This is a genomic window from Phosphitispora fastidiosa, assembly GCF_019008365.1.
GTDB lineage: Bacteria > Bacillota > Thermincolia > Thermincolales > UBA2595 > Phosphitispora > Phosphitispora fastidiosa.
This window is the reverse complement of record NZ_JAHHUL010000009.1, coordinates 108,962-135,068: the sequence shown is the minus strand read 5'-3', so window position 1 is coordinate 135,068 and position 26,107 is coordinate 108,962. Positions and strand designations below refer to the sequence as shown.

General features: G+C 45.9%; 17 protein-coding genes and 1 riboswitch. All 17 genes read right to left on the bottom strand.

Features of this window, described 5'->3' with window-relative positions:
• The coding region (locus Ga0451573_RS10250) for an Ig-like domain-containing protein (protein ID WP_231683897.1) at positions 1-7,523 on the bottom strand (7,523 nt) is incomplete at its 3' end.
• Between the two features lie 311 nt (positions 7,524-7,834).
• Positions 7,835-8,620, bottom strand: a complete 786-nt coding sequence (locus tag Ga0451573_RS10245) for a cell wall hydrolase (RefSeq protein WP_231683896.1) — start codon at positions 8,618-8,620, stop codon at positions 7,835-7,837.
• A gap of 498 nt (positions 8,621-9,118) precedes the next feature.
• On the bottom strand, positions 9,119-10,753 hold the full coding sequence (locus Ga0451573_RS10240) for a methyl-accepting chemotaxis protein (protein WP_231683894.1): 1,635 nt from the start codon (positions 10,751-10,753) through the stop codon (positions 9,119-9,121).
• A 127-nt stretch (positions 10,754-10,880) separates the two neighbouring features.
• A riboswitch (cyclic di-GMP riboswitch) is annotated at positions 10,881-10,965 on the bottom strand.
• A 52-nt stretch (positions 10,966-11,017) separates the two neighbouring features.
• A complete protein-coding gene (locus Ga0451573_RS10235) occupies positions 11,018-11,680 on the bottom strand; it encodes a cobalamin B12-binding domain-containing protein (RefSeq protein WP_231683892.1) in 663 nt (220 codons plus the stop codon).
• 14 nt (positions 11,681-11,694) lie between these two features.
• Positions 11,695-12,582, bottom strand: a complete 888-nt coding sequence (locus Ga0451573_RS10230; protein ID WP_231683891.1) for a CobW family GTP-binding protein — start codon at positions 12,580-12,582, stop codon at positions 11,695-11,697.
• A gap of 97 nt (positions 12,583-12,679) precedes the next feature.
• A complete protein-coding gene (locus tag Ga0451573_RS10225; RefSeq protein ID WP_231683890.1) occupies positions 12,680-13,753 on the bottom strand; it encodes a uroporphyrinogen decarboxylase family protein in 1,074 nt (357 codons plus the stop codon).
• Positions 13,754-13,813: 60 nt separating this feature from the next.
• The gene (locus Ga0451573_RS10220; RefSeq protein ID WP_231683889.1) at positions 13,814-14,365 is read right to left on the bottom strand and encodes a DUF2284 domain-containing protein; all 552 of its coding nucleotides are present in this window, start codon (positions 14,363-14,365) and stop codon (positions 13,814-13,816) included.
• 390 nt (positions 14,366-14,755) lie between these two features.
• Positions 14,756-17,578: a nitric oxide reductase activation protein NorD gene (locus Ga0451573_RS10215; RefSeq protein WP_231683888.1), complete on the bottom strand. Its 2,823-nt coding sequence runs from the start codon at positions 17,576-17,578 to the stop codon at positions 14,756-14,758.
• 11 nt (positions 17,579-17,589) lie between these two features.
• The gene (locus Ga0451573_RS10210) at positions 17,590-18,411 is read right to left on the bottom strand and encodes a CbbQ/NirQ/NorQ/GpvN family protein (RefSeq protein ID WP_231683886.1); all 822 of its coding nucleotides are present in this window, start codon (positions 18,409-18,411) and stop codon (positions 17,590-17,592) included.
• A 511-nt stretch (positions 18,412-18,922) separates the two neighbouring features.
• A complete protein-coding gene (locus Ga0451573_RS10205) occupies positions 18,923-19,816 on the bottom strand; it encodes a CobW family GTP-binding protein (RefSeq protein WP_231683884.1) in 894 nt (297 codons plus the stop codon).
• 38 nt (positions 19,817-19,854) lie between these two features.
• Positions 19,855-20,934 (bottom strand): uroporphyrinogen decarboxylase family protein, encoded by a 1,080-nt coding sequence (locus Ga0451573_RS10200; protein ID WP_231683882.1) that lies wholly within the window; start codon positions 20,932-20,934, stop codon positions 19,855-19,857.
• 116 nt (positions 20,935-21,050) lie between these two features.
• Positions 21,051-21,716 (bottom strand): cobalamin B12-binding domain-containing protein, encoded by a 666-nt coding sequence (locus tag Ga0451573_RS10195; RefSeq protein ID WP_231683880.1) that lies wholly within the window; start codon positions 21,714-21,716, stop codon positions 21,051-21,053.
• Between the two features lie 31 nt (positions 21,717-21,747).
• Complete coding sequence (locus Ga0451573_RS10190; protein WP_231683879.1) at positions 21,748-22,827, bottom strand: uroporphyrinogen decarboxylase family protein; 1,080 nt, start codon at positions 22,825-22,827, stop codon at positions 21,748-21,750.
• 527 nt (positions 22,828-23,354) lie between these two features.
• Entirely contained in the window at positions 23,355-23,906 is a 552-nt protein-coding gene (locus Ga0451573_RS10185; RefSeq protein WP_231683877.1) for a DUF2284 domain-containing protein, read from the bottom strand.
• A gap of 45 nt (positions 23,907-23,951) precedes the next feature.
• The gene (locus Ga0451573_RS10180) at positions 23,952-24,638 is read right to left on the bottom strand and encodes a DUF1638 domain-containing protein (protein ID WP_231683876.1); all 687 of its coding nucleotides are present in this window, start codon (positions 24,636-24,638) and stop codon (positions 23,952-23,954) included.
• A gap of 96 nt (positions 24,639-24,734) precedes the next feature.
• Positions 24,735-25,400: an endonuclease/exonuclease/phosphatase family protein gene (locus Ga0451573_RS10175; RefSeq protein ID WP_231683917.1), complete on the bottom strand. Its 666-nt coding sequence runs from the start codon at positions 25,398-25,400 to the stop codon at positions 24,735-24,737.
• Between the two features lie 307 nt (positions 25,401-25,707).
• Entirely contained in the window at positions 25,708-26,067 is a 360-nt protein-coding gene (gene rplT, locus Ga0451573_RS10170; protein ID WP_231683875.1) for a 50S ribosomal protein L20, read from the bottom strand.
• Positions 26,068-26,107: the final 40 nt, after the last annotated feature.

Here is a 26,107-nt window from a genome sequence, read left to right as displayed (position 1 = left end):
TACTGGTATTTCAGTTCAGTTCCGTTTCCGGAATATGAAGCCGTATCCAGACGTCCGTTAATATAATAATAATCTGTAGTTCCGGTGGGGTCAACCATCTGAGTCAGATTCCCGGCGGCATCATATCCATAAGCAAAGGTTGTGCCATCTGGGAAGGCTACCCCGGTCACCCTGTTCATCTGGTCATAATCAAGGCTTATTGTGTCATTATTGGCATCTGTAACCCGGTAGACAAAACCGTTGACATCATATTCATAGCTTGTCATATGACCCAGAGGATCGGTTGCGGTTTTCACTCTGTTGGCGCCGTCATAGTCAAAGACAGTTATATAGCCGCGCGCATTTCTGACAGTCTTGAGATTGCCGTTGGGGTCATATGTATAGATGGTTTCGTGTTCCGCAGGATTAGTAATGTATACGGCATCCCGGACTGCAGTTAACCGGTTCGCTTTATCATAAATAAATGTCGTTGGTTTCCCTTCACCATCTATGATCCTTGTCCTGTTGCCTTCATTGTCATATTCAAACTCAACCGTGTCATTTTCTGCATTTGTGACTGTTTTTAACCGGTTCAGTTTGTCATAGGTGTATGCTGTCCGGTTCAGTTTCGGGTCTTGCACTGCCTTAACAGTATGATTATCATTATATTCTATGGTTGTTACCAGGTTCCCCGGCATCTCTGTCTGGGATACCTGCCGGTTTAGAGCATCATATGCATTGACCGTCACGAACTGCTTTCCTTCAGGGGTAGTAACTGTCACTGTATCCCTGTTGCCGGCAGTATCATAGGTAATGTCAACAGTATTCCCAAACGGGTCGGCGGCCTGTTTCAACCGGGTGTATTCGTCATACTTATAATGTGTGATTCTCCCCAGTTGGTCTCTGACTGACAGTACGTTGCCAATGGCATCATATTCGTATTCCACATAAGAGGTGTCCGGATAAGTGATAGTCTTTACCCGGCCCAATGGGTCATAGGCATAGCTTACCGCATTCCCTTTCCCGTCCTTTACGGCTGTGGTCCGTCCCCAGTCATCATAGGTGTACTCCACCGTGTTCCCTGCGCCGTTCTTATATAACTTAACCTGCCCCACCGCATCATAGGTTATTTCCGTAAAGTTGCCATTGGGGTCTTTGACTCTGTATACCCGGTTAAGTTCATCATAGAACATCTCGGTAACTCCGCCTTCAGGGTCGGTAACCGTTTTCAGGTTCCCTGCAGAGTCATAGGAATATGTGGTGGTGTTTCCATTGTAGTCGGTCTCACTAAGGAGCCTCCCGTAGTCATCATATTGCCTGGCGCTGCTGTTTCCGTAGGCATCTGTTTCCACGGTCTGGCGTCCAAAGAGGTCATAATCAAAATATACCGTGTTATATACTTCATCAGTCACTGATTTTAACAGGTTGAGACTGTTATAGGTATAAACCTTTGCCTTGCCTAAAGCATTTATCTCTTTGGTCAGGTTGTGATTGTTATCATATTCAAATTCATTTACATTGTTTCGCCCATCTGTAACAGTTCTTACGTTTATGGAGTTGGGGTAATAGTTATAGCCGGTAATCCCGCTGCCGCTCTTATTAAACAGCATCCTTCCGATTGGGTCATATGAGGCTTCAAACAGGCCATAGACAGAATTGGTGACGGTTTTTTCCACATACCCGTAGTTATTTGGATCATAAGTGATTTCCGTCAAATTATTTTCGGCATTTGCCACTGAGGTTAATTGGCCGTATTGGTCATAGTTATATGTTGTGATGGACCCGCCCATATTGGATGTTTTTAAATTCCCATGTTCATCATAAATATTGTTAACCTGGGTTCCTGCGGCATCCACCCTGGAAACCACGTCACCGTAAATGCTGTGTTTGGTTCTGCTGGCATTCCCCTGGGCATCAACTGCTTTAGATAACATGCCATTGGGGTCGTAATAGTATTGAGTGGTATTTCCCTTAGGGTCGGTGATGTTTGCCAGTTCCCCAATCAGGTTGTACCCCAATTCAGTTGTCCCGTCAAAATCCTCAATTTTAAGCAGGTTTAGCTGTTCATCAAAGTATTTTGTCTTCTGACTGGTATTATCTGTGATATCGGTTTTACCCTGATGGTAAGTAAGAGCTACATTCCGGCCTTCAGCATCGAGCTGCTCAATTACTTTGCCCGTTTCGTCATAGGTCAGGCGAACATAAGGGTTACCCCTGGGGTCAGTAATTTCCCTGATTCTGTGATTGCCGTCATAATACTGGTAAATCCAGTTATGGCCATCCGGTTCAGTGAATCCGGTCAGGTCATCTCCCGTGTAGGAGTAGCTGACTGCCCAGTTATCGAAATCAGGAATATCTGTGGTGATTGTCTCAATATACCCGCCGGTGTTATAGGAAAATGCTATTGCCCGCCCGGCAGCGTCAGTTACCCTGATCAGCCTGCCCTCCAAATTATAGGTCAATGATGTGGTATTGCTATTTGCATCAACCAGGGATATAAGTTTGCCTGCGCTGTTAAAATTCAGCACACTCCTGTCCATCTGGATCAGCTGCCAGCTGCCATCGGTGTTTTTCTTCAAGTTACCGGTAACTCCGGGATAAGGAATGTAACTTAAATCAGAATCGTTTGCCTGTTTGGTATACCTGTTCCTGCTGCCATTTCCCATGATGACGGTTGGGTTGCCATAAACATCTGTTGTCACAATGGCGTTATAGTTGAAGCTCCAGCCATACCCAAAGGGGCTTGCAGATGCCGTAGCCAGGGAGTTATAGTAACGGTCAATCGTAATGGGAATGCCCCGGCCGGGAATAGTTAAATCTGTGTTGTTATACGTGTAGTTACCTGAAGCGGAATTAATCCCGTCCCCTTCGTCATAAGACTGGTAACCAAGTTTATCTTCCCAGGTTAGCGGGCCGTTGTAACGGTATGGGATGGGGACACCGGGAATTCCTTTTAAATCATTATTTGTAATAAAGGCATAAGCCTGACCACTCCCGTCGGAAACCAGGGAGGTAGTGTTTTTCCTTGTATTGCCCCCACCTGGAGTAAAGCTGACATTATACCTGTCACTCCAGGTATTACCGCCGTCACCGCTGAATTTAAAATATGCATCTGAGTACCATGCCAAAGTATATAAGCCAGTATATGACATGAATAATGTGCCTGCTTCGTCTTCCAGGAGACTTAAATCTGGATAACCGTATGAAACACGCTCAGAATACGGTAAGGTTACATCCTTGGGCTGTTCCCATTGCTGCAAATCATTTGAGGTAGAGAATTTTACTACCGGCCAGTCATAAGAATTAGGCGCTGCCAATCCCTCAGTAACCGATGTCGGTTCCCACCAGACCATTGCCCATGGGCCTTCCTCTGTTTTGATTACGCCGAATTCCGGCTTTGTATAACTGTTGCTTGAACCTACATCCCTCCCCACACGCTGAGCAGGAGCCCAGTTAACCAGGTCCGTTGAAGTGCGATACCAGAAAGACCCATCGTTATACGAGTAATACACATAAGTCAGATTATTTTCCTTATCTGTATAAGCCTGTACACTGTAGACCGATGAAGTCCCTGATGTAAGCGCCAAAGGTTCACTCCAACTGCCGGTATTGCTGGAATAAACCTGTACAAATGCCTGATAAATATTATTGACTGTTTTTTTATATGCCAGCACGGTACTGCTGCCTGTACATGTAACTGAAGGCCCTATTGCATCACTTGCAACCATACTGCTGGGATACCAACTCTTATTCTGATTGTACGAACTCCTAACATATATACCTTTGCCGGTACTTGTGCTCTGCTTCCATGCCCAAAATGCCTCCACCCATTCACCGGTTGGCAGTTTTATTACCTGAGGATCAGACATCTGGTAGTATTTGTTGGTTGTGTCACCTACATATAACCACCTTGACCCATCTGCCCTGGCGATTCTTACAGAAAAGCCGAATTGCCCGTCGTTTCCGGGAGTCAGCTTTAAAAGAAGACGGTTCAGACCCGGTTTAATGACCAGATTAACCCTATCTTCACCCAAAACATGTGGTCTTGAAACATCTTTATCCAGTACCACAGTATCGTTCATCCAGGCCTTAACTGCACCGGTACTGCCTAACCATAATTGATGATCAGTAATGTTGATGGTAACTCCACTAGTTATATATAGGTTGGCATAAACCACCGTATTGGGATCAGTCCCAAATTCCGGAGCCAAATCAACATAATCACCGGCGCTGGAGAAAACCGTCCAGGTTTCACCTCCACTGGCGGTACCCTCGCCCTCACAGGGTTCCGCCTGGCTCTCTCCTCCTATGTAATCAGTTGCTAACCGAGTCAAAGGATCACTATTATAATAAGCGCCATTGACCAAGAATGCTTTTATATATGGTGCATCACCGGTCAAGGTTGTAAATGTATAATCCTGCGAAACAGATTGATTGCCAAATGCATCCTCGGAAACTATTTGATAATGATAGCTTCTGTCAGCTTCAAGGCCTGTCAAAACAGGAGAATGGTTAATTACCCTGTCAGCCGCATAATATGTACTGCCATAAGCGTCTGTCAAACCATAGAGTATTTTGGAATCACCGGCCTCATCCAGAGTTGACCAGTTTATTGTGGCAGACCCCGAAGCAGGTGTCGCCGTAATATCTGAAAGAGTAGGCGCCAAAGTATCGGCAGGGGGTGTCCCGTCAGCAGGATTATCCAGTTGGTAAACCAGTCCCGGCACTCCTGAACCATCATCAAATGCAAACCGGACATCAAATTTGGAAATACTGTTAAGGTCACTCATCTTGACCATCAGCCCGTTCCAGCCTTCATTAAGGTGAACATCCACAGACTCAGAAGTATATCCCTGCTCCGCAGTTTTATCCCGGTCAACACATACGCTTCCATTTAGCCATACTTTGTACCCGGCTTGCCCTCCTATCCACATTAAGGTATCCTGTGGTGCCGGTGAATAAACATATGTATGTGCATATGCGGCATACTGACCGGTGTAATAAATATTTGAGATATTTATACTGTCTGTAGTGCTGACCAGCTTAGCCCAGGTATGTCCGCCCTGTACCTGGCGTTCCGAAGGCAATACCTGATCTTCACCATTCAGATAATCGGTTTCCAATACCGATGTCTGGGTGTTTTCATATGGCCCGTTTAACAACCACTCTCTGACATATGGGGCAACCAATTTAAGAGTGCCTACAAATGTTTTGGAATAAGTGGCCAGGTTATCCCCCCGGTCTTTGGTCAGAATACGGAAGTTGTAATACGAACCCGGTTGGAGGCCCTCAACAACCACGGTATGATCTGTAACCATTGCGGTGTCCAGTGGTGTGAAGTTGCCCCAACTGTTGTACTTGCCCCATTCAACCTGACTGTCGGCGGGTTCATTGGTTGTCCATGTTATTACCGCTTTAGTGGAGGTTGTGGTTATTTTAGGATTTGCAATAACGGGGGCGCTTCTGTCAACAAAAGCAATCGAACTTGTAGATCTGTGATTATATGCGGTATCATACACTGTTGCCTTTAAATTATGGTAACCCTCAGCCCAACTATCGGTATTCCAACTGTAAATAAGGGGACTGGTTGTACCCGAATCAACCGGAGTATCATCAATAGATAAGTCAATATTAGATATACCCAAATCACTGGCCGCATTTACCCGGACTTCCTGAATGCCTTTTACATAAGAGCCGTTGGCAGGGTTTTCTATGGAAATATCAAGTCCTTCGATTGTGTCCAGTGAAGTTATTGCCGCTGAAAGGTCATGTAGTTGTGGCTTAAGATTAATATCATCAGTGGTAAAAGTTGTCCGGTATTTGAGCACACCGTTAGTTAGGTCAGTACCTGCCGAGATGCCGGGGATGCTGCCATTATTCGTTACAGGCTGCCATCCTAACCAGGTAACTCCTCCGTCAAAGGAAAAATCGGTTTCCACAGTCAGGCTTGTATTCTCCGGCAAAGTTGCATTCCAGGCAATTGTTGAATTACCAGCAATCGTGGCTGATGAAATATCGAATACAGGAGAAATCCTATAGCCGGCTAAATAATTAAATTTGATGTAATCACAATCAAGGTTAACACCACGAAGGAGGTAGGACCATGTTTTCGCTATTACACCGACACTTTGTGGAATATTTGTATTGGTATGACTTCCTGCATTGATCCATTCATCGGTCTCATTTACTTTATAGTCAAAGTAATAAGTATCTCCCGTTTTTCTTATTCTGAGAAAACCGTTAGGACTGGTAAACGCCGCATCAGCTATAGTGGGTATGCTGGTTTTTGCCGCTTTCAGATTGAGTCCTTTATATGGCCCCCAATAGTAGCAGTCATATTGGCCAAAATATACGAGCAAACCGGCATGGAAGCTGTATCCATTAGGATATGTTGATAAATTATATTTTGTTTCCAGGACCCAATCACCGTCAGATACCGGCAGTTTCAATTTGGGCGCTTCATCTAACGTAGTTGTGTGGTTGAATGGAGGTGAATTGGGCAGGGATAACCTGAACCAATCCGGTCTGGCTGTCAATGAATACGATGACCCCGCTTTTGGAGTTTCCCAGATCCAGGCCGGATTAAGCGTGGCCTCAGAAAAGTCATCCTGAAAAGGAACTATATTTAACTCCAGATCCCCTTCGGCAGTAGCTGCCACATTCTCCAAAGCGCCCTGCTGCCAATCTTCATAGGTTGTATCAGTATGGCTCCAGCCTGATGATGATGTAAAGTTAACGGAAACCGTATTGCTGACACCTATGTTGTCTGCGGCATCATATGCTTTGGCTGATAAAACATAAGTACCCGTTAAATCAGTTGTATCCCAGCCATAAACGTAAGGGGCCACCAAGTCCTCGCCAACCAAAATATCATCAATATAAAATTCGACATTGGTAACACCAACTTCATCGGTGGCTTCGGCAATAATATCAGTTGGGCCTGTGACAGTTCCTTCAGAAGGTGAAATAATGCTGACAACAGGAGGTGTAAGGTCACTGTCAGCCTCCAAAGTCAAAGATAAGCTTACATCATGGGTTATATCTTCTTCAATGGGTATATTAATGGGCACATTATTGTTCACAGTTACTGTGCTGCTGCCTAAGGAATAAACGTTCCCTTCTGCCGTAAAATCTGATACCTCTATTTCATGGCTGCTGCCGTCAGGATACTGTGTGGTATCCCAAACATAGTTAAAGGTTATGTCGGTGGACGGTTGCGCGAGGTATACACTGTCCTTAGTTGATTCATCGATGGCTAATGTGACCTCCCCTGACAGAGGCTCGTCACTGCCGGCCGTAATTGTATAGACAGCGCCACTTACTATACTACCATCCACAGGGCTAGTCACAGCAATATTCGCAGGTACTTTCACACTTATACTGCTGCTCGTGCCTGTGTTGCCTGCCGCATCATCTTCCGCCTCAGCAGGACTACTTAAGCCAACATTGGTTATTGGAAACAAATAAGCAGGAAATACAATAAGAATGCTTAAAATAATGCTTAAAATTCTTTGATATAAGTTAAGCCTTCCCCATTTAATCATTAGCAGTTCTCCCCTTTACACCTAATTCAAAGTATTTCTTTAGCAAATGCCAAAGTTTCCAAATCCTTGAATGTATTTAACAAATTTACTGTTTTTTCCTGTAATATCGTCCTCAAATGCGGCTTTTGGGGGTTAAAATGCGGTTTTGCGGGGTTAAAATCTGGGAACAAAAAAAAGAGGTCTGACAATATCAGCCTCTCTTGAATTAACTATAATAATTTCTATAATATTCAATTCTCCCAAAAAACAAAAGTGGCCCTCAAGTCTCCTATTAGACCCAGGGCCACTCCGTTTTCGGTTAACTTATTCTCTTATCTAGCAAATACATGGTTGCCAATTACTTTGGTGACAGGCAGTGTCTTAATCCACTTATCCGAACTTATATCGGGGTTGTAGAAAAAGAGCGCCCCGCCTGTCGGGTCTTCGCCTTTTAGGGCACGTTCAGCGGCATAAAACGCTGAACGGTCCGGTTCCAGGTCAATCTGACCATTAGAGACTGGAGTAAACTGGTATACACCCTTGGTCCTCTGAAATATGATTTCCCTTATTGTTGAAGGAAAATGCTCGCTCTTCAGCCTGTTTAAGATAACCGCACCGACTGCAATCTGTCCGCTCAGCGGCTCACCCCTGGATTCGGCATGAATCATTTTGGCCAGCAGCAAAATATCACTACTGCCAAAGGATGCGTTTCCGCTGAGTACCGGCTGGACCCGATGGTCTGCCGCGGCGCTGCCGTCCGTTAGAACAAGCCTCATTCCGGGAACAATCAGGTCACCAGACAGGTTGTTCCGGTTTTTTATTTCTGTCACCCGGACACCGTACTTCCGTGAAATACCGTAAAGTGTTTCCCCTGTCGTCACAGTATGAATAATCCCTGCTTCCACAGGAATATTCAGCTTCATTCCAGGCATGATAACAGTGGAACCCAGTTTATTGGTCTTCATGATTGCACTATAGTGCAAGCCGAATCTCTTTCCTATTTCATAAAGGGTATCCCCGGGTTTAACCGTATAATCGGCAGCTTCGCCCGCATATGCAAAACAGGCTGAGAAAACAATGGCAACCATAATTATGCTAATTAAAGCAATTTTTTTCAAGTTATCAACCTCCTTCCCGGATTATACCCAGCATTATTATGAACAATACTGGAAAATTTTAAACATTTCCGTTGGCTCTAGGAAATGACCCTGGGCAATATAGTGAAGCGTTGTACCGATTTTCAACACTGACGCCGGAGAAATCTAACCTTGTTCCTAGCGAAGTCCGGGAACACCGCCAATTCGCCTTCCATGGCTCAGTGGCGGCGCGGGCCGTCCTTGGCCCGTGTCCCGCTGCGTGAGACTTGGCGCTTTAGCGCCTTAGTCGAACGGCGCACTCCTTGCGGGTGCACTTCGCTTAGCGGAACTGCGGTAATATGTCTCACGGCATCAGTGCAAGGAAAATCTTGTACAACGCCTCACTACATTTAGCGGTCATTTCCAAGAATCAACGGCTAATGTAGAAACAAAAAAGTCCAAGGCGCAAAACCTTGAACTTAAAGGAGTTTATATTTCCTAGAGACTTAATCTTTATATTTTATCCTGGAGTTTAATTTCCTACCTAAATTGGTTAACCAGTTCCTGCATCCGTGACGCCATCCGGGTCAACCCTTTTGCCGATGTGGAGATATTGTCAATAGAACCGGCAAGCTCCTCGGTTGACGCCGATACTTCCTGCACAGAGGCGGCATTTTCCTGGGAAATGGAAGCGACATTCTGGATGGTTCCATTGACCTGTTCACTGGAAGCAGAAATCTGCTGGGTCGCCGCTGAGTTTTCCTCAGTTATGGCGGCAACATTGTTGACTGCATCGGAAACCTCGCGGCTGCCGTTCATTATCTCATTTATAGTGTCGGTAATTTTGCCTACATTTTCGGCTGCGGTAACAACTCCATTGACAATTTCGCCTAAAGCCTGACCGGCTTCTTCAGCCAGTCCGACCCCTTCTGAAGCTTCCCGGGTCCCTATTTCCATTGAGTCCACCGCAGTCTTGGTTCTTTTCTGGATATCAGTAATCAGGTCAGCGATTTCCTTGGTAGCCTTCCCGGACCGCTCGGCCAGTTTCCGCACCTCATCTGCCACCACTGCAAAGCCCTTGCCGTGTTCACCGGCGCGGGCTGCTTCGATAGCGGCATTCAACGCCAGAAGGTTTGTCTGTTCAGCAATTTCGTCAATCACCTGAATGATTTCCCCGATTTTTTGCGACCTTTCCCCCAACTGGTTCAGGTTTTGTGCAGTCTCCAAGACGGCAGTCCTGACTCTGTTCATCCCTTCAACTGTTTTGTTCATTGACGTCCCGCCATTTTGAGCCAGGTTTCCGTTTTGCTGCGAAACCTCCCTGACAATTTGCATGCCTGCAGCCATTCTGTCCATTTTGGCTGTCATTTCATTTACCATCTCAGTGGTTTTGACCACATTATTGCTCTGTTCCTGCGCCCCGGAAGCAATCTGCTCAATAGACAGGCCCACCTGTTCCATAACCCCAACAGCCTCATTGATAGTCTTAGCCTGCTCTGTTGACCCTTTAGCTACCTGATCAATGGCAACGGCGATTTGCCGGAATGAGGCAGAGCCGGTTTCTGATATTCTTTCCAGCTCCGTGCTGGTCTCAGCCAGCTGTGACGCATTCTCCTGCAGCATTTTGATAAAATTCTGCCGTTCCTCAAAGAAGGAGTTTAAGTTTTCCGCCAGCATCCCGATTTCATCTTTCCGTTTTACTCTGAGGCAGATACGAGCCCCCGTGTCACCGGAATTGGCCAGAATAACACCATTTAATATGGAACGGATAGCATTTGACATACCGGCGCTGGGAATCCACCAATAAATTATGCCAAAAACAACAAAACCGGCTGCCAGCATCCAATCCACACTATTCAGACGTGAAACCATTCCAAAGGCAATAATGGTAGCATAAGCCCATATTGGATGAAGGATGCCGGAAAACTTCTTCAGAATATTTACTTTACTGCCAATAACAACATTAATTGCCAGACCTGCCAGGGAAACAACCAGCATAACTGTGCTCAAAGAATTCCACTTATCCTGATACAATACCGCAGGCACCAGGAAAACCAGTAAAGAAGCATAAATTGCAGGAAATATGTATTTGAGGTTAAAGCTTACCTGGGTGAATACGTGGCCCTCAAGGCCCAGGTTTTCTAAAAAGTTAAGTTTATAGGCTTGTTTTCCCAACCTTTAACCCTCCCGTAATAGAAATTCCCATACCCCATCAGCAGAATTCTTATGTAAGAGGAGATTAGACTCCTATCGGACAAATTGGATAAAACCGTTCCGGCATCCCGAAACGGTTTTATCCAAATCCGGCAGCCTGGCAGTCATAGTAAAATTACCTTAGACCCATAGCTTTGTGCCCCCGTCTTTCAACGGGTTTACCCTTGTCTTATTATTGATTTATGGTTTTACGGATAACATTTTTCAATGACTGCACTGAGAAAATTACTGCTGCAGGTCTTTCAGCGCCTTAACCATGTTCAGGGCATCTTTCAGGGCATTGTTGGCATCCTTGGCAAAGCCGTCAGCGCCCCACTTGTCAGCCAGATCCTCAGATACAGGAGCTCCACCAATCATGATTTTGCAATTGGGGTTCTTTTCCTTAATCTTGGCGATAATGTCTTTCATACCAACCATGGTAGTTGTCATCATAGCTGAGAGAAGAACCAGCTCGGAATCGGTTTTCAGCTGCTCTTCAACAAACTTGTCCATAGGAACGTCACGACCGAGGTCATGAACATCAAAACCGGCTACGTCAAACATCATCTTAACGATGTTTTTACCGATGTCATGAACGTCGCCCTGAACAACTCCCATTACTACGGCGCCTTTAATACCGCCTTCTTTTTGTATGATATGGGGCTTCAGGATATCGAGGCCGGCATACAGAGCATCTGCACACATCAGCATTTCAGGAACGAAATACTCCTGCTCTTCGTACAGCCTGCCAACTTCGTTCATACCTTCCACGAGACCGTCAAATACTGCGTCATAAGCGTCGAGACCTTCGTCAACTACAGCCTGAGCCGCTTCTTTTACTGCATCCTCATCGTAATCAATAACTCCCTGCTTTAACGCTTCCCATAATTCTGCTTTCTTGTCTGCCATTTTTGTCTCCTCCTTCAATTAATTATTAACTTTTCTTTCAGAGCATCCCGGTCAAAATCTTTTCCGATAAAGATAAGCTTGCTTTCTTCAGCCTCTGGGAATTCTTCAAAATCATAATTCCCCTGGACATAATCCATTTTCTCGAAGCCGCCGCCGTTTTTTTTATATATCCCTTTGGCCCGGTAAATAACGCCATATTTCCCTGCCTTCATTTCTTCCATAATCTCAACCAGCAGATTATGATCAAAGGCCTCATCTGTAGTTATGGCCACTGAGTCAAAGTCATGGTCAAAATGCAGGTGCAGGTATTCGGTGCCATGTTCCCTGATAAAGTCAGGCAAATCAGTTTCACAATTAACCGTTGTCAGGATAATGGCATGGGAATTGTATTTCCGCAGCTCTTCCTCAATTGCTTTAATTGTTTTTTCATTTACCAGGTCGGCTTTGTTAATCAGGATAATGTCTGAATTGGCAAGCTGGTCTGTATAAAAATCACCGAACAAGCCAGAGTGTATATTGGACAGGAAACCGTCAGCATCCACGATACCGATAATTGCTTCAAATTCAAGCTCATACTTTTCCTTAATCGGTTCCAGAGCTTCCAGTATCCCCGATGGGACTGCCAGTCCGGAAGGTTCTATAACCAAACGATCCGGGTTGAACTTGGTTTTAATTTCCTTGACTGCCGACACCAGGTCTTTGGCCAGGGTACAGCAGATACATCCACTGGGGAGTTCCACCATATCAACCACATTGCCTTTGTTGACAGCCTCTGCATCAATCCCGATGTCACCGAATTCATTTACTATCACAGCCATGTTCCCATCGGCTTTTTTCAAAACATTTCTTATGCAGGTTGTTTTTCCGGCCCCTAAAAATCCACTGATTATTTTTATCTTCAAGGTTCCACCCCCCGCCTTTTGGGCATATTTACAGGTTGTCTTTCGTCGCTTTTACGTTAACTTATATACCTATAACAATGCTTTACCTGTACTTCTTTTAGCGGTATGAACCATATGCTTTGGCAGCATCCATAATGGCTATTGCATTCAGCAGGGAACCATTTGGTGGGAACTCGCAGCCTGTTGAAAGGATGAAGCCGCCATCACAATCTTTAAAGTATTCAATGAACTCACGGGTATATTCCATTACACCCTGCGGATCAAGGGTCATACCCACTTTTGCGGGATCCATGGAACCAATTGAAACGATCTTCTTGCCCCACTTGGCGGCATGCTCTTCCCACGACTTGCAGTCAGCAGCCGGGTAAGCATGGGAGATGGCCACAGGGTCGGTATATTTCTGCTGCACGTCGAAATAAATGCCGCCGCCGCAGTTGTGCAGTACCAGCGCGCCTCCGGCTGCTTTAACGGCATCGGCAATCCGCTTGGTGAAGGGAGCTTCAATGGCTTCCCACATCTTGGGGCTCATAATGGTTGCTGAGGCATAGAGGGTATCCATTACAATTGCATGAGCGCCTGCCTCTACCTGGGCAACAGCGTAATCAATCAGTGCAGGCGTAATGGCCTCACAGGCGGCAATCAAATCTTCCCTGTGCTTGATACAGTCAATAAACATCCTCTCATGGCCTCTCATAGCGCCAAGTACGCCCAGCGGGGCATAAACGAAGCCACAGACCCCGCACTCTTTACCCTTAGCCTTAGCGATCCTGTTGACCACATCAATTACCATTTTGGTCCGTCCGGTTTCCCTCAGGTTAACGGTTTCAATTTTATGGTAATCTTCATGGGACTTTAGAATGGGATGGTTGGGGTCAGAGTAGGGAGTACTCTCCATTGGGTATATACAGGGCTGGCCAAAAGATTCCGCTTCCACAGACAGGTCTACCAGGGTCACGAAGATATCAAAGTCCATTAGTGCGTGAGCCTGTAACATTGACTCTGCGCAAAGTTCGGAATCAGTTGCCCACTTGTCATAAGTCACCCCAAGAATTCTCCTTGATGCTCCGCAAACCAGTGAAGCCACAGGCACTCTGTCCGGCTTCTTATATGACAGGGCAGCCAGCGCCCTCTCCAAACCTGTCATTTCTTCTTTAAACTGTTTAACAACCATTAATATCCCTCCAATAATTTGTTATTGCAACCCAGTTTGAGATTCGCTTACTATACAAAATTAATCCAATAACACTAAACCACAATAGACAACCTCTGAAGATAAACCCAGATTAAAACCCATTCCTGCATTTTCGGCTGTTTTGAAAATATCAACCCCCATTGACTCGATACTGGGCCGCGCCTGATATGGATGCCGGCACGGCTCACCGGAATGATAACCCACACATTCCGGACACAGCTTGCACGATGATGCAATATATCCTGTAGCCAGATAGTTTCCCTTTGTCAATGCCCTCCCTTCTACCTTATTAATGACAGAATGTAGATCTTTCTCAGCTGCAACAAGGTCTGCCTTATCATAACCGCTGCTCTTAACCTGAACCAGTAAAGCGGCGGAATACTGAGCACAAAGTGATTTGAATTTCTCCACAGGAATGGTGTGAGGCGGACACAGCAGGTGTCTGTTATAGTCCTCACAGACCGGTACATGACACTTCAGCCTGACCCTGTCGTCAATAACAACATCTGCTGCTGCCAGCAGTTTAGCCCGGTAAGCGCCCAGTTCCAGGGCATAATCCTCCAGATCCCGGAGTTTTTCCAAGTCTGCCATATTTATCACTCCCTTATTTTCCTTTATGTCCAAGGCTTCTAACCTTAAACCTTTAGTTATTTCCTCTATCGTTGGCTCCGGAAATGGCCGAGGTCTATGGTGAGATTTTGTATAAGATTTTCCTTGCACTGCCGCCGTTATGAGTCTTGCTGCAAAGCACAGGCAACAAGGCAGGGAGTCCCCGCATGTCCGAAGATGGCGAAGGCCGCCGGGAAGTTTTAGCTCGCCAAAACGAGAGGCGGCCAACTTATGAGAAAATCCCAATAAGCCATCGAGTTCGGGGACGCTGCCTTGTTGCCGGAGAATGGCAGCTTAGACTCATAGGCGGCAGTGCGGAAAATCGGTACAATAGCTCACCATATACTCTTTCCGGTCATTTCCGGGAGCCAGCTAAGTGGTAAGATTCTTATAGGTTTCAGTGAGTTTAGTAGGAAGAGCATTTACATCATCAATGATGATGTAATTTACGTTGCCGAAAATAAAGTCCATATATTCCTGGCCTTTGGTGTCTACAGTAATACAAAAGGGGTTGACACCCTTCATCTTGGCTTCCCTGAGAGCCATCCTGGTGTCACTTTCCGGATAGAGCGGCTCATAATCCTTGGTCATGCCGCTGGTGTAGTCAAAGTCAAAGGGCCGCCCATCACTGAGAATGATGAGAATTTTTATGGCTGAGCGAACTTCCTGCATTTTGCTTACCGCATGTCTGGTTGCTGCTGCCAGGCGGGTCATGCCGTAACTCTTGAGACCCCCATACCGCTGCTTCACCTCTACTGTATAAGGTTCCTCAAAATCCTTGACCACATAAAAGTTCACCTTGTCCCGGCTGTCACTGTTAAATCCATAGATGGCATACTTGTCTCCCAGGACCTCCAGGGCTTCGGCCATTACAACAACCGACTCGGTCTCCACATCCAGAAGGGTCTTGCCCGTCTGGGAAATCACTTCCTCTGTGGAATAACTCAGATCCAGCAGGAAACCAACAGCCACATCCCGTTCCCGCTTATCCCTGCGGATATAAAAACCGGTCTCAGGAGCCACTCCGGCCTTTATTTCCACCATTGCCTCAATCACTGCATCTATATCGATGTCTTCACCGTCTTCACGGCGCCCGTATTTCTGCACCCGGTCAGGTCTGAGCATACCAAAATAACGTTTCAGGGTATTTATCATCCCCCGGTGTTCCTCTAGCGCCCGGGTAACAAACCTGCCGGTGCTGGGTTTCAGCACAATCTCCCGCACCCGGCACCAGTCTTTTTTATAGTCATTGAGGGTGCGGTCCCACTCATCGTAATAGGCTGTCATCCGGTAGGGATTTTCCTCATCCTCATGATACTTTTGGAGCAGCTTTTTCAGTTTGGGGTAAAATTCACCCGGCAAATCAGGAACAATCTCATTGGCTGGAGAAGCCTGCCCCCCGATTTCCGCGTCAAGCTTCATTGATGTATATATCAGGTCATACCTGAGCCGCCCACGGAAAATATGGTTTTTCGGCCCATCTATCAGGTAATCCAGCTGCTGAGTCTCCAAAACCAGCAGCATCCTGCGGGCCAGGGATAAGGATTCTGCCGCGCTGGCGCCGTTTTCGACGACATTTTCCCGGAAGCCCTCCATATCCGCTTTGACCTCTGGAGTAACCAGAAGTTTTTCAAGGTCAAGATAACCTGCGCTATCCGCCACGTTGTTCTTATCAGTCACTATCCCCATATCCCGGCTCAGACCGGGGTAATGCTGCATTGCCAGGTAATCGACCCGGTTATCCTCAATATATTCAAACAGTTGGCCCAACTTCCTGTTTTGGGCAAGTTCCCACATCTCCTCAGGCGTCAGGTCCAGGGTCCCAAAGGTCCTATGTGATGTCAGGTGCATCAGCATTACCCGATACAACCTGAGGTTTTCCCGCTCCTCATCATAGCTCCTGAGCATATCAGGGAGGTATATTCTCCTGGTATCCAGGGTGCCGAATAAGCGGTCATCTTCGTGAATTTTCCCGGGAAGGTCTGAGGTATTTCTGATAATCACCTGTTCCCCGGTGAGACCCTCAAAATATATTAACAGGACCTTTCTGATTGCTTCCAGAAACAAACCGCTCCGCAGCCTTGATACTGCATCCCGGCTTTCCTGGGACTTGAGTGCGAAATAAGCCAGCCGTTTGTCTTGCTCTATAGTCTCCAGCCCGTACCTGACCCAGTCGGCCAGTTCACCTGCATCAAGCTGCTGCAGCAGTTCCGGCGTGTTCAGGATAAAATCACAGGCACCTGCTCCGCTGTGGTCAGTGCTGACCTGAAGTATCAGGTCAACCCAGGCTTCCAGCTCATCCCAGCTGAGATTTTTCAGCGCCTGGGGAGTCACTTCAAAAAAAGCCTCACCGGCCCTGCTGTCTGCCAGGGCTGCCCGTCGTCCTAATAAGGCCCATTTCTCAAATAACCCCGTTAGACCGGGCGCTTTTTTGGCTGTTTCAGCAACAGCCGGAGATGCTGCAAAATACTTACCGGTCACGCCGCGCCTGCATTCTTTTAGCAGGTATGCGGCCTCCGCCCACCGGTCCAGATGGTCAATTCCGGCATGCCGGATAAACATGGGGGCTGCCAGAAAGAATTCCCCGGCATCATCAGGCAATTCACCTGCCAGCCGGTAACCTGTTTTCAGGAGTTGTGCCATCTCTTCCATATCCAAAGCGCCTGCAATTTCGGGCCACACCTTTAAAGCGGCCACTGCTGCCTGCCAGGACTTTACGATTATCTGGGAGGTCCACTTAATCAGAAGCCTTTGCTTCTCTTCATTAAGCAGCCCTAAGATGTACTCACTGTTCTTGAAATACCAGTTTGCTTCACGGCTGCTATACCTTAATAGCTCCCGGCCTACACCTGTCCAGTCAGCGAATACATCCGGACCGGTTCGACCGGCAACCTCAGGGCTGGCCTTTAGGAATGACAGGGCACATTCCCATTCACCACGGGAAATTCGCAGCCCTTCCTTAAGCCACACCTCAAATACATCAGCCGGAACCTCCCGGCCTACCTCGGGAACAATTCTCCAGAACCAAATACCATTAACTGTACTGGATTTATGAAAAACCTCACCTGTTTTGATTATCAGCCCTACCCGTTCTTCCGGCAGCCCGGTCAGGTATTCCATAAGGCTTTCTCGTTCATCGTCTTTTAGAGATTTTAGCATCGAATCATTTATTTCAGCATTCCCGACCCATACCATTGGACCACCACCTAACTGAATATTGAAAGAGCAATCTCTTCAAGACTTACCTGCATAGCCTCATCATCAGTAATAGGCTTAATCATCGCCACCCGTACGGCATTCATTACGTCAATCCGTTCACTTATTAACTGACCCGCATATATCAACAGCCTCGTACTCACACCTTCTTCAAGACCACGGTTTTTCAGGTTTCTTATTTTATGGGCCAGTTCAATGAGTTTTTCCGCTATATCTTCACTGACTCCCGATTCTTTGACTACTACCTGTTTTTCCAAGTCAGCGGTTGGATAATCGAAATCCATGGCAATAAATCTTTGTTTGGTACTCTGCTTGAGGTCTTTTAGGAAGGTCTGGTATCCGGGGTTATATGAAACAACCAGCATAAAATCATCAGGGGCTGTCAATATCTCACCCTTCTTTTCGATGGGCAGTACCCTCCGGTTATCAGTCAGCGGGTGAATTACAACAGTGGTATCCTTACGGGCCTCCACTACCTCATCAAGGTAACAGATGGCCCCTGTCTTCACCGCTGTTGTTAACGGCCCGTCATTCCAAACCGTTTCCGCACCCTTTAAAAGATATCTCCCCACCAGGTCACTTGTGGTCAGATCCTCATGACAAGCTATTGTAATCAGAGGCCTTTGCAGCCGAAAAGCCATGTGTTCCAGAAACCTGGTCTTGCCGCAGCCCGTCGGTCCCTTCAGCATTACCGGCAGCTTGCTCTGATAGGCCTGTTCAAAGATAGTTATTTCATCACCCAGGGGCATATAAAACGGTTCTTCCTTAATAGTAAAATCTTCAATCCGGTGTTCCACAGCCTTAGTCATCATCTATCAAGCTCCTTATTTAAAAATTTGCTAATATTTCTTCCGTTAACCGTATTCTGTTATTGACTCATTTTAATTCATCAAATACTTACTTTATTTTTAAAAAATTAGAAACGGTTTTTATATTCCCCCAGGACCCGCTTCTAATTTTTACTTATAATAAACCTTAGTTCTCTATATGCATCAGATGCATTAGCAAAACTAACCTTCGCAGCACTTATATCACATGTTTGCTATTTATTGGTTGATACGGTTTACTTAATATTCACCATTCCTTAATCTCTTGGTTCAAATTATAAATATCTATACCACATTACCGTGCACCATTTTCTGCTAACGGTTGTTTTTTGTGGTTGAATGGTCGTTTTCGCATGGCGAATGGTTTATTCGGTGGTTCACAGTTTTTGAACCTTTGCTGATTGTGAGCAGCCTGCTTAGTGAAACTTAGTGCATTCGTCCTAAAAGTAGTTAGACCTTTTCAGGCCTAACTACTTAAATCGTTTCTTCAATTTTCTTATTGCCCGCAGTCACCCAGTTTCAACTTTAAGGCTTGGCGGTTAAAGTCCTTGCCAATAAAAATCAGCTTACTGTCTGCTGTTTCAGGAAAATCCTCCAAAGTATAATTACCCTGTACATAATCCATTTTAGAATATCTGCCGCCAACCGCTCTATAAATGCCCTTTGCCCTGTAGATATTGCCATACTTACCTGCCTTCATTTCCTCCATTAATTCTTTCATCAGCTCCGGTGCGTATTCACTTTCTGAAGTTATAGCCAGTGAATCGAAGTCATGGTCAAAATGAAGGTGCAGAAATTCAGTGCCGTGTTCCCTGATAAAATCCGGCAGCTCTGTTTCACAGTTTACCGTATTCAGCAGGATGGCATGGGAATTATACTTGCGCAGTTCTTCCTCAATCAATTTAATAGTGTTTTCATTCACCAGGTCGGATTTATTAATCAGGATAATATCAGAGTTGGCCAACTGGTCTGTATAAAAGTCCCCAAACAGACCAGAATGCACATTTGAGAGGAAACTGTCGGCATCTACAATACCTATTATAGCTTCAATTTCCAGCCCATACTCTTTACTGATAGGTTCAAGCACCTCCAGAATGCCTGAGGGCACAGCCAGACCGGAAGGCTCTATAATCAGGCGCTCCGGATTATATTTGGTTTTGATTTCTTTGACAGCTGCCACCAGGTCATTAGCCAGGGTACAGCAAATACACCCGCTGGGCAGTTCTACCATGTCTATAACATCGCCCTTGCTGATGGCTTCAGCATCAATCCCTACATCGCCAAATTCATTTACAATGACAGCCATGTTCCCAGCGGCTTTTTTAAGTACATTTTTGATGCAGGTGGTTTTACCTGCCCCCAAAAAACCACTGATAATTTTGATTTTCATTTAATTCCCCCCCGGATAGCATTCTCTGGAAGCCGGTTCTATTTGTTAGTTCCATAGGCTTTGGCTGCTTTACACATAGCAATTAAATTGAGTAAGGTGCCATTAGGCGGGAACTCACAACCCGGAGCCAGGATAAACCCTCCGTTGCAGCCGTCAAAGGTGTCAATAAAGTACCGGCAATTGTCCATTACCTGTTCTTCACTCCAAACCATGCCTATCTTGGAAGGATCCATAGCTCCTATGTGCATCACCTTCTTGCCCCATATGGCTGCGTGCTCTTCCCAGGTCTTGCACCCGGCAGCCGGGTATGCATGCGAAATACCTACCGGTTCGAGCCACTTCATCTGTTCCTCAAAGTATGGAGCGCCGCCACAGTTGTGCAGCATAACTGCGCCCCCTGCCTTTCTGATGGTATCAGCAAGCCTCTTGGCATAAGGCGCTTCAATGCTCTCCCACAGCTTGGCGCTCATCATGGTTTTGGAAGCACACAGCGTATCTATGGTTATGCCTCCTGCACCTGCTTCTATCTGGGCCACAGCGTAATCCTCCAGAACCGGGGTTATTATTTCCAGGGCTTCAATTACGGCATCCCTGTTTTTCATAAGGTCCACAAACATCCGTTCATGTCCTCTCAATTGGCCCAGAACGCCAAGAGGTCCATATACAAATCCACCCACGGAGTATTCTTTTCCTTTAGCCTTAGCCAACCTTTCCGTCCCGTAAATTGTATCTTTCATCCGGCCTGTTTCCCGTGGATTAATCCGTTCTAACCTTCTATAGTCATCAACAGTTTTAATCAAGGGATTATTGGGGTCAGCATAAGCAGTACTCTCAAGCGGATAAATGACTTTTTGACCGAATGCCTCAGCCTCCACAGAGAGGTCATAAACAAAGGCAAATGAATCAAAACCATAATCACAAAGCTTATGCAATTGTAACTGGGCTTCAACATAGACATCAGGATCCTGGGACAATTTGCTCATACTGACACCCAAAACACGGCGCGCAATACCGATTGCCTGTGGTACCACAGGCACCCGGTCAGGCTTCTGAAAAGTTACTGCTGCCATAACCCTTTCCAGCCCTGTCATTTCATCTTTGAACTGTTTTACAATCATTTAACATCCCTCCGTTATTTTGTCGGTAAAATCAGTCAAGCAATAATGCCCTCCTTTCTCCTTGTTTAAAAAGAGAAACGGTGTTTTGTTTCAAAACTCCGTTTCTTAATTATTTGTTACTGCATTTCTTTCAGTGCCTTAACCATGTTCAGGGCTTCTTTCAGAGCATTGTTGGCATCCTTGGCAAATCCGTCAGCCCCCCACTTTCCTGCCAGATCCTCGGAAACAGGAGCGCCGCCAATCATAATCTTACACTGCGGGTTTTTATCCTTCACCTTCTTAATTACCTCTGGCATACCAACCATCGTGGTGGTCATCATGGCCGACAGGCACAGCAGCTCAGAATCAGTCTTCAACTGTTCCTCCACAAATTTTTCCAGAGGAACATCCCGTCCCAGGTCATGAACATCAAAACCGGCTACATCAAACATCATCTTAACGATGTTCTTGCCAATGTCATGCACATCTCCCTGAACAACACCCATTACCACTGTACCCTTGAGACCCATATCTTTCTGTTCTATGTGCGGCTTCAGGATATCCAGGCCTGCATATAAAGCATCGGCACACATGAGGATTTCGGGGACAAAGTACTCCTGTTCTTCATATAACCTGCCCACTTCGTTCATTCCTTCAACCAAGCCCTCAAAAACTGCCGTATAGGCATCAATACCCTCATCAATAACAGCCTGGGCCGCTTCCCTCACACCGTCCTCATCATAATCAATAACACCCTGTTTTAAAGCATCAAACAACTCTCTTTCTCGTTCCGGTGCAGCCATTTAACCATTACCTCCTTACTTATTTTTGTTGTTACCGGTATGTTCCATAGGCCTTAGCCGCTTTAATAATCGCCATGGCATTTATTAAGGTGCCATTGGGTGGAAACTCACATCCGGTTGAGAGGATAAACCCTCCGTCACAATCCTTATAATACTCGATAAATTTCCGAGTTTCTTCCATAACCTGTTCTTCATTCCAAGTCATGCCAACACTCGCAGGGTCAAGAGCTCCAATGGATACAATCTTTTTGCCCCATTTGGCCGCATGTTCCTCCCAGGTCTTGCAGTCAGCAGCCGGGTAAGCATGGGAAATAGCCACAGGGTCAGTCCACTTCTGCTGGACATCAAAGTATATGCCCCCGCCGCAGTTATGCAGGACCAGGGCTCCTCCGGCCTTCTTGACAGTATCAGCAATTCTCTTGGCATATGGCGCTTCAATGCCCTCCCACATTTTGGGGCTCATAATGGTAGCCGAAGCATACAATGTATCCATGACTATTGCCTGCGCGCCGGCCTCTATCTGAGCCACCGCATATTCTTCCAGAACGGGAGTGATTATTTCACAGGCTTCAATAATGGCATCCGGGTGTTTTATACAATCAACAAACATCCGTTCATGTCCTCTCAGGGCACCGATAACACCAAGGGGGGCATACACAAATCCACAGATGCCGCATTCTTTGGCCTTGGCTTTGGCCAACCGGTGTGTTGCCTCAATGACAACCTTCATCCGCCCGGTTTCCCTCGGATTAATCCGTTCTAACCTTCTATAGTCATCAACAGTTTTAATAATGGGTTTATTCGGATTGGCATAAGCGGTACTCTCGATAGGATAAATCACCTCTTGGCCGAACGACCCGGCCTCAACTGAGAGGTCTACCAGCATCACAAAAATGTCAAAATCATAATTCATGATCTGGTGTGTCTGGATAAAAGATTCTGCGATGAGTTCTGCATCCTGAGACCATTTGTCGTAAGTCACTCCAAGAACACGCCGTGCCGCGCCGCAAACCAGTGATGCTACAGGCACCCGGTCAGGCTTCTGATAAGACAGGGCAGCCAGTGCCCTCTCCAAACCTGTCATTTCATCCTTGTATTGTTTTACAACCATTAAGATCCCTCCATTAAATTTGATTTGTACACTGCTCCTCCCTTCCTCTTTTTTTTAATAACAAACGCAGCTCAAAGAAATATATCGTTCCTGCCTAGGCAATAAGTGTTAACCTATATTAAAAACAGTGTAGCATTTCTGCACAAATACTGTATTATAGGTAAAAAAATAGGCAAACATTCTTAAACTTAATTAGAAGCTGCCACTGTAAAAAACAGAAGACTAATTATCAGAATGTTTGCTGTCTGCAGATATTAGAAAAGTATAATCATTTTTTTCAGATAACTATTGCAAATACTAACAGGCTATCTACATTAAATTGTAAACGTTTGCACCATTAGTTGGTAACCTTTTTTCTCTAAATGGAAATGATTTAGACTTAAGCGGTTATCCTCAGCTTTAAGCAGTCAAGCCTGTTCAACTCATTTTTACTACTACTATTGTCGTTTTGCAACCATTATCATTATTCTGTTAATAAGCGGGCCGGCTGCAGATATTTGAAAAAAAAAGATGCCTTTACAGACATCTTAGACAAATAACATCCCCATGAAATTTAGTTCAGTAGTCACCGGCCATTCCACCCTGACTCCAAGTTTGCGGGCGACTGTAGTAATATCAATCCCAAAACCGGTAATGCCCGGATGTGCCTCCAAGGGTTTGCGGCACGGTTCATCCCGGGAAACACAGTCCTCACACAGCCTGCAGCCCCCCACTGTAAGACCAAAAGCCAGGTGGTTAATTTTTTCACAGGCGCTCTTCTCAAATTTGCCAATTAATTTCATCAGCTCATTTTGAGGTCTCTCCCTTTTTACTTCTTCCATCACACCTTCCGAGTAAGGTATCGTCAGAACTACAAGTGCCCCGCCCTGATATCCCTTTAAAGCGCTGCGGATGAAATCCAGGTCCGGAAGGTTTGGCGGACAGAACTTGCCTCTCCCGTAACTGGGACATGGTGGTATCATACATTTTAAGCGCACCCGTTCCTCGACTTTAATGTCTGCAATTTCGAATGGAATTAGTTTTACCCTGGGGTCCGTATTTTCCTCCTGAAGAATCTTTACCAAGTCAGCAGCGGACATTTTTTCCCCTCCAATCCTTTATAGTAACTTCTTGAAACAAAGCATTCAGCACCCCTGTACAATAACCTGTTCCCCCGGAGACAGGAATTCCAGTTCATCAATCACCTGATCCGGGGCTATAGTTACAAAGAGCCTGTCATCCCAAGGTCCGCAGACGAGCTGATGCAGGTAATTAAGATCGCCCTCGGTACCCTGGCACGGCAGCTCCAGAATCTCTGCAAATTCCCTGGTTTTCTGCAAAGTCGCCTGATCACGCGGGTGACCGGTATGGATATACAAAAGCCGGTTGTAGTTTTCGAACATCATGCGAAAGATTTTCAGCGCCCTTTTAGGACCAAACTGATCACAACTGCGTTCGTATTCCGGAATCATCATGCGGTCACCCTCCACCCAGCCGCCAGAAAAATAGAAGGTCCCCTGATGGTTTTTTTGCAAAGTATTATACCTAGACTTGGAACCCAATAAAACCGGAATACAGTCATGGACCCTGGGGATTATCATCTCGCATCCGGGAGCCTTGATGCCCCCGAGGGCACCCCCACACAGTCCGAACCCCAGAATCACCCTGCTATAGCCTTGGGACCTGGCAACTGCCTGACTGACCTCCTGATATAACTTCCGGGGATGCAGATGAAGTCCCATTGACAGGAACTCAATATCTGTATCGGGCAGCGAACCCATGGAGTTGATTTCCTCCTTAAAAACATCACAACAGATTAGTTTTCTTTTCACAGCATCACCCTCAGTACAGTTAGTTATTTTCAGATAGGAATTTAACTTATTATAGCATCTTTGGCGCTTCAGGTCAGCACCCTTTTTTACTGCAAACTAAAGATGCAGTTCGGCAATCACCGGCAGATGGTCTGAGGCATCACATCCGGCAACAGTTAAAGCCCTGCAATTAAACTCTGCTGAAAAAAGAATATAATCGATTCTGTCAACAGGATTGGCAAGGGAAAATGTAGGTAATGACCCAAAAAAGCTGCCGGCATCTGATAATAATTGGTAAAGCGGAGCTAGCTGGTCAGTCCCACAGTTAAAATCGCCCATCAGTATTACCGGATTTTTTTCTTGCTCTACAAGTCTCCGGAGTTCTGCGATCTGCTCAAAACGTTCCTGCCTGTTAAGTCCCAGGTGGGTTGTAAACACTGTAATATGCCCGTCCGGGACACGAAGCCGGGTCCGCAGGCAGCATCTCTGCTCACGTTTGGCGGGAAGCCGGAAATTTTTTGATTCATAAACAGGGTATCTGGACATAATTGCGTTCCCGAAAAAACCAATCGGGCCAAGCTTAATGGCAGGTCCATAGCGGTACAGCATGTTCCGTGAAGCAGCAAGCCGTTTGGGCTGATTTACAAAACCCACCCTGGGGCTGAAGCTTTCCACCTCATTAAGGCCAACTATTGCCGGACGCTCCCTCCTGATGAAATCACTTATTCGTTTCAGACTGTTCCTCTTCTCGACATCTATGCAGGAATGCACATTATAAGTCATTACCTTCAATTTCAAAACCCCGCTTCTATAAAATTAATAATATAATTAGGACTATATCATTATATTAAACAGTGCAGGCGGAATATGTACCTATGACTTCCAGTTAAAAAGCGGGAGCGGATGCCGGCGGAGATGTAGCCCGCCCAAGGAATTCATCTACCCCTGTCCAAAATACATTTTATAATCAAAAAGCATGGGGTTTGTCAAAAAGGTAAGACTTCCGCTTAAAAAGAAGGAGTCTAAAACTAAAGGACTGCTCCCTTTTGGAAACAGCCCCATTTAATCAGCGCTTAAATTGAAATATGGATTAGGCATTCAGTTTCTGTTTGGCAACTTCAACAAGCCTGCCAAACGCTTTTTCATCCTTTACGGCCATATCGGCCAGAATCTTGCGGTTGATATCCACTCCAGCCTGTCTTAATCCATTAATTAGCTTGCTGTAAGACATTCCGTTAATCCTTGCTGCCGCATTAATCCTGGCAATCCAGAGCTTGCGGAAATCCCTTTTCTTAGCTCTACGGTCACGGTAAGCATATGAAAGGGATTTTAATACCTGCTCATTAGCGGGTCTGAAAAGCTTACTTTTAGAACCAAAATAACCCTTGGCAAGTTTTAAAATCTTCTTATGTCTTTTACGGGCTGTAACCCCTCTTTTTACCCTGGGCATATCCTAAACCTCCTTAATAAACTTGTAATTTATGTTTTGA

Coding starts and splice junctions, on each gene's coding strand:
- Ga0451573_RS10235 (WP_231683892.1), bottom strand. CDS start 11,680: ATGGCAGACAAGAAAGCAGAATTATGGGAAGCGTTAAAGCAGGGAGTT.
- Ga0451573_RS10225 (WP_231683890.1), bottom strand. CDS start 13,753: ATGGTTGTTAAACAGTTTAAAGAAGAAATGACAGGTTTGGAGAGGGCG.
- Ga0451573_RS10220 (WP_231683889.1), bottom strand. CDS start 14,365: ATGGCAGACTTGGAAAAACTCCGGGATCTGGAGGATTATGCCCTGGAA.
- Ga0451573_RS10215 (WP_231683888.1), bottom strand. CDS start 17,578: ATGGTATGGGTCGGGAATGCTGAAATAAATGATTCGATGCTAAAATCT.
- Ga0451573_RS10210 (WP_231683886.1), bottom strand. CDS start 18,411: ATGATGACTAAGGCTGTGGAACACCGGATTGAAGATTTTACTATTAAG.
- Ga0451573_RS10205 (WP_231683884.1), bottom strand. CDS start 19,816: ATGAAAATCAAAATTATCAGTGGTTTTTTGGGGGCAGGTAAAACCACC.
- Ga0451573_RS10200 (WP_231683882.1), bottom strand. CDS start 20,934: ATGATTGTAAAACAGTTCAAAGATGAAATGACAGGGCTGGAAAGGGTT.
- Ga0451573_RS10195 (WP_231683880.1), bottom strand. CDS start 21,716: ATGGCTGCACCGGAACGAGAAAGAGAGTTGTTTGATGCTTTAAAACAG.
- Ga0451573_RS10190 (WP_231683879.1), bottom strand. CDS start 22,827: ATGGTTGTAAAACAATACAAGGATGAAATGACAGGTTTGGAGAGGGCA.
- Ga0451573_RS10185 (WP_231683877.1), bottom strand. CDS start 23,906: ATGTCCGCTGCTGACTTGGTAAAGATTCTTCAGGAGGAAAATACGGAC.
- Ga0451573_RS10175 (WP_231683917.1), bottom strand. CDS start 25,400: ATGACTTATAATGTGCATTCCTGCATAGATGTCGAGAAGAGGAACAGT.
- rplT (WP_231683875.1), bottom strand. CDS start 26,067: ATGCCCAGGGTAAAAAGAGGGGTTACAGCCCGTAAAAGACATAAGAAG.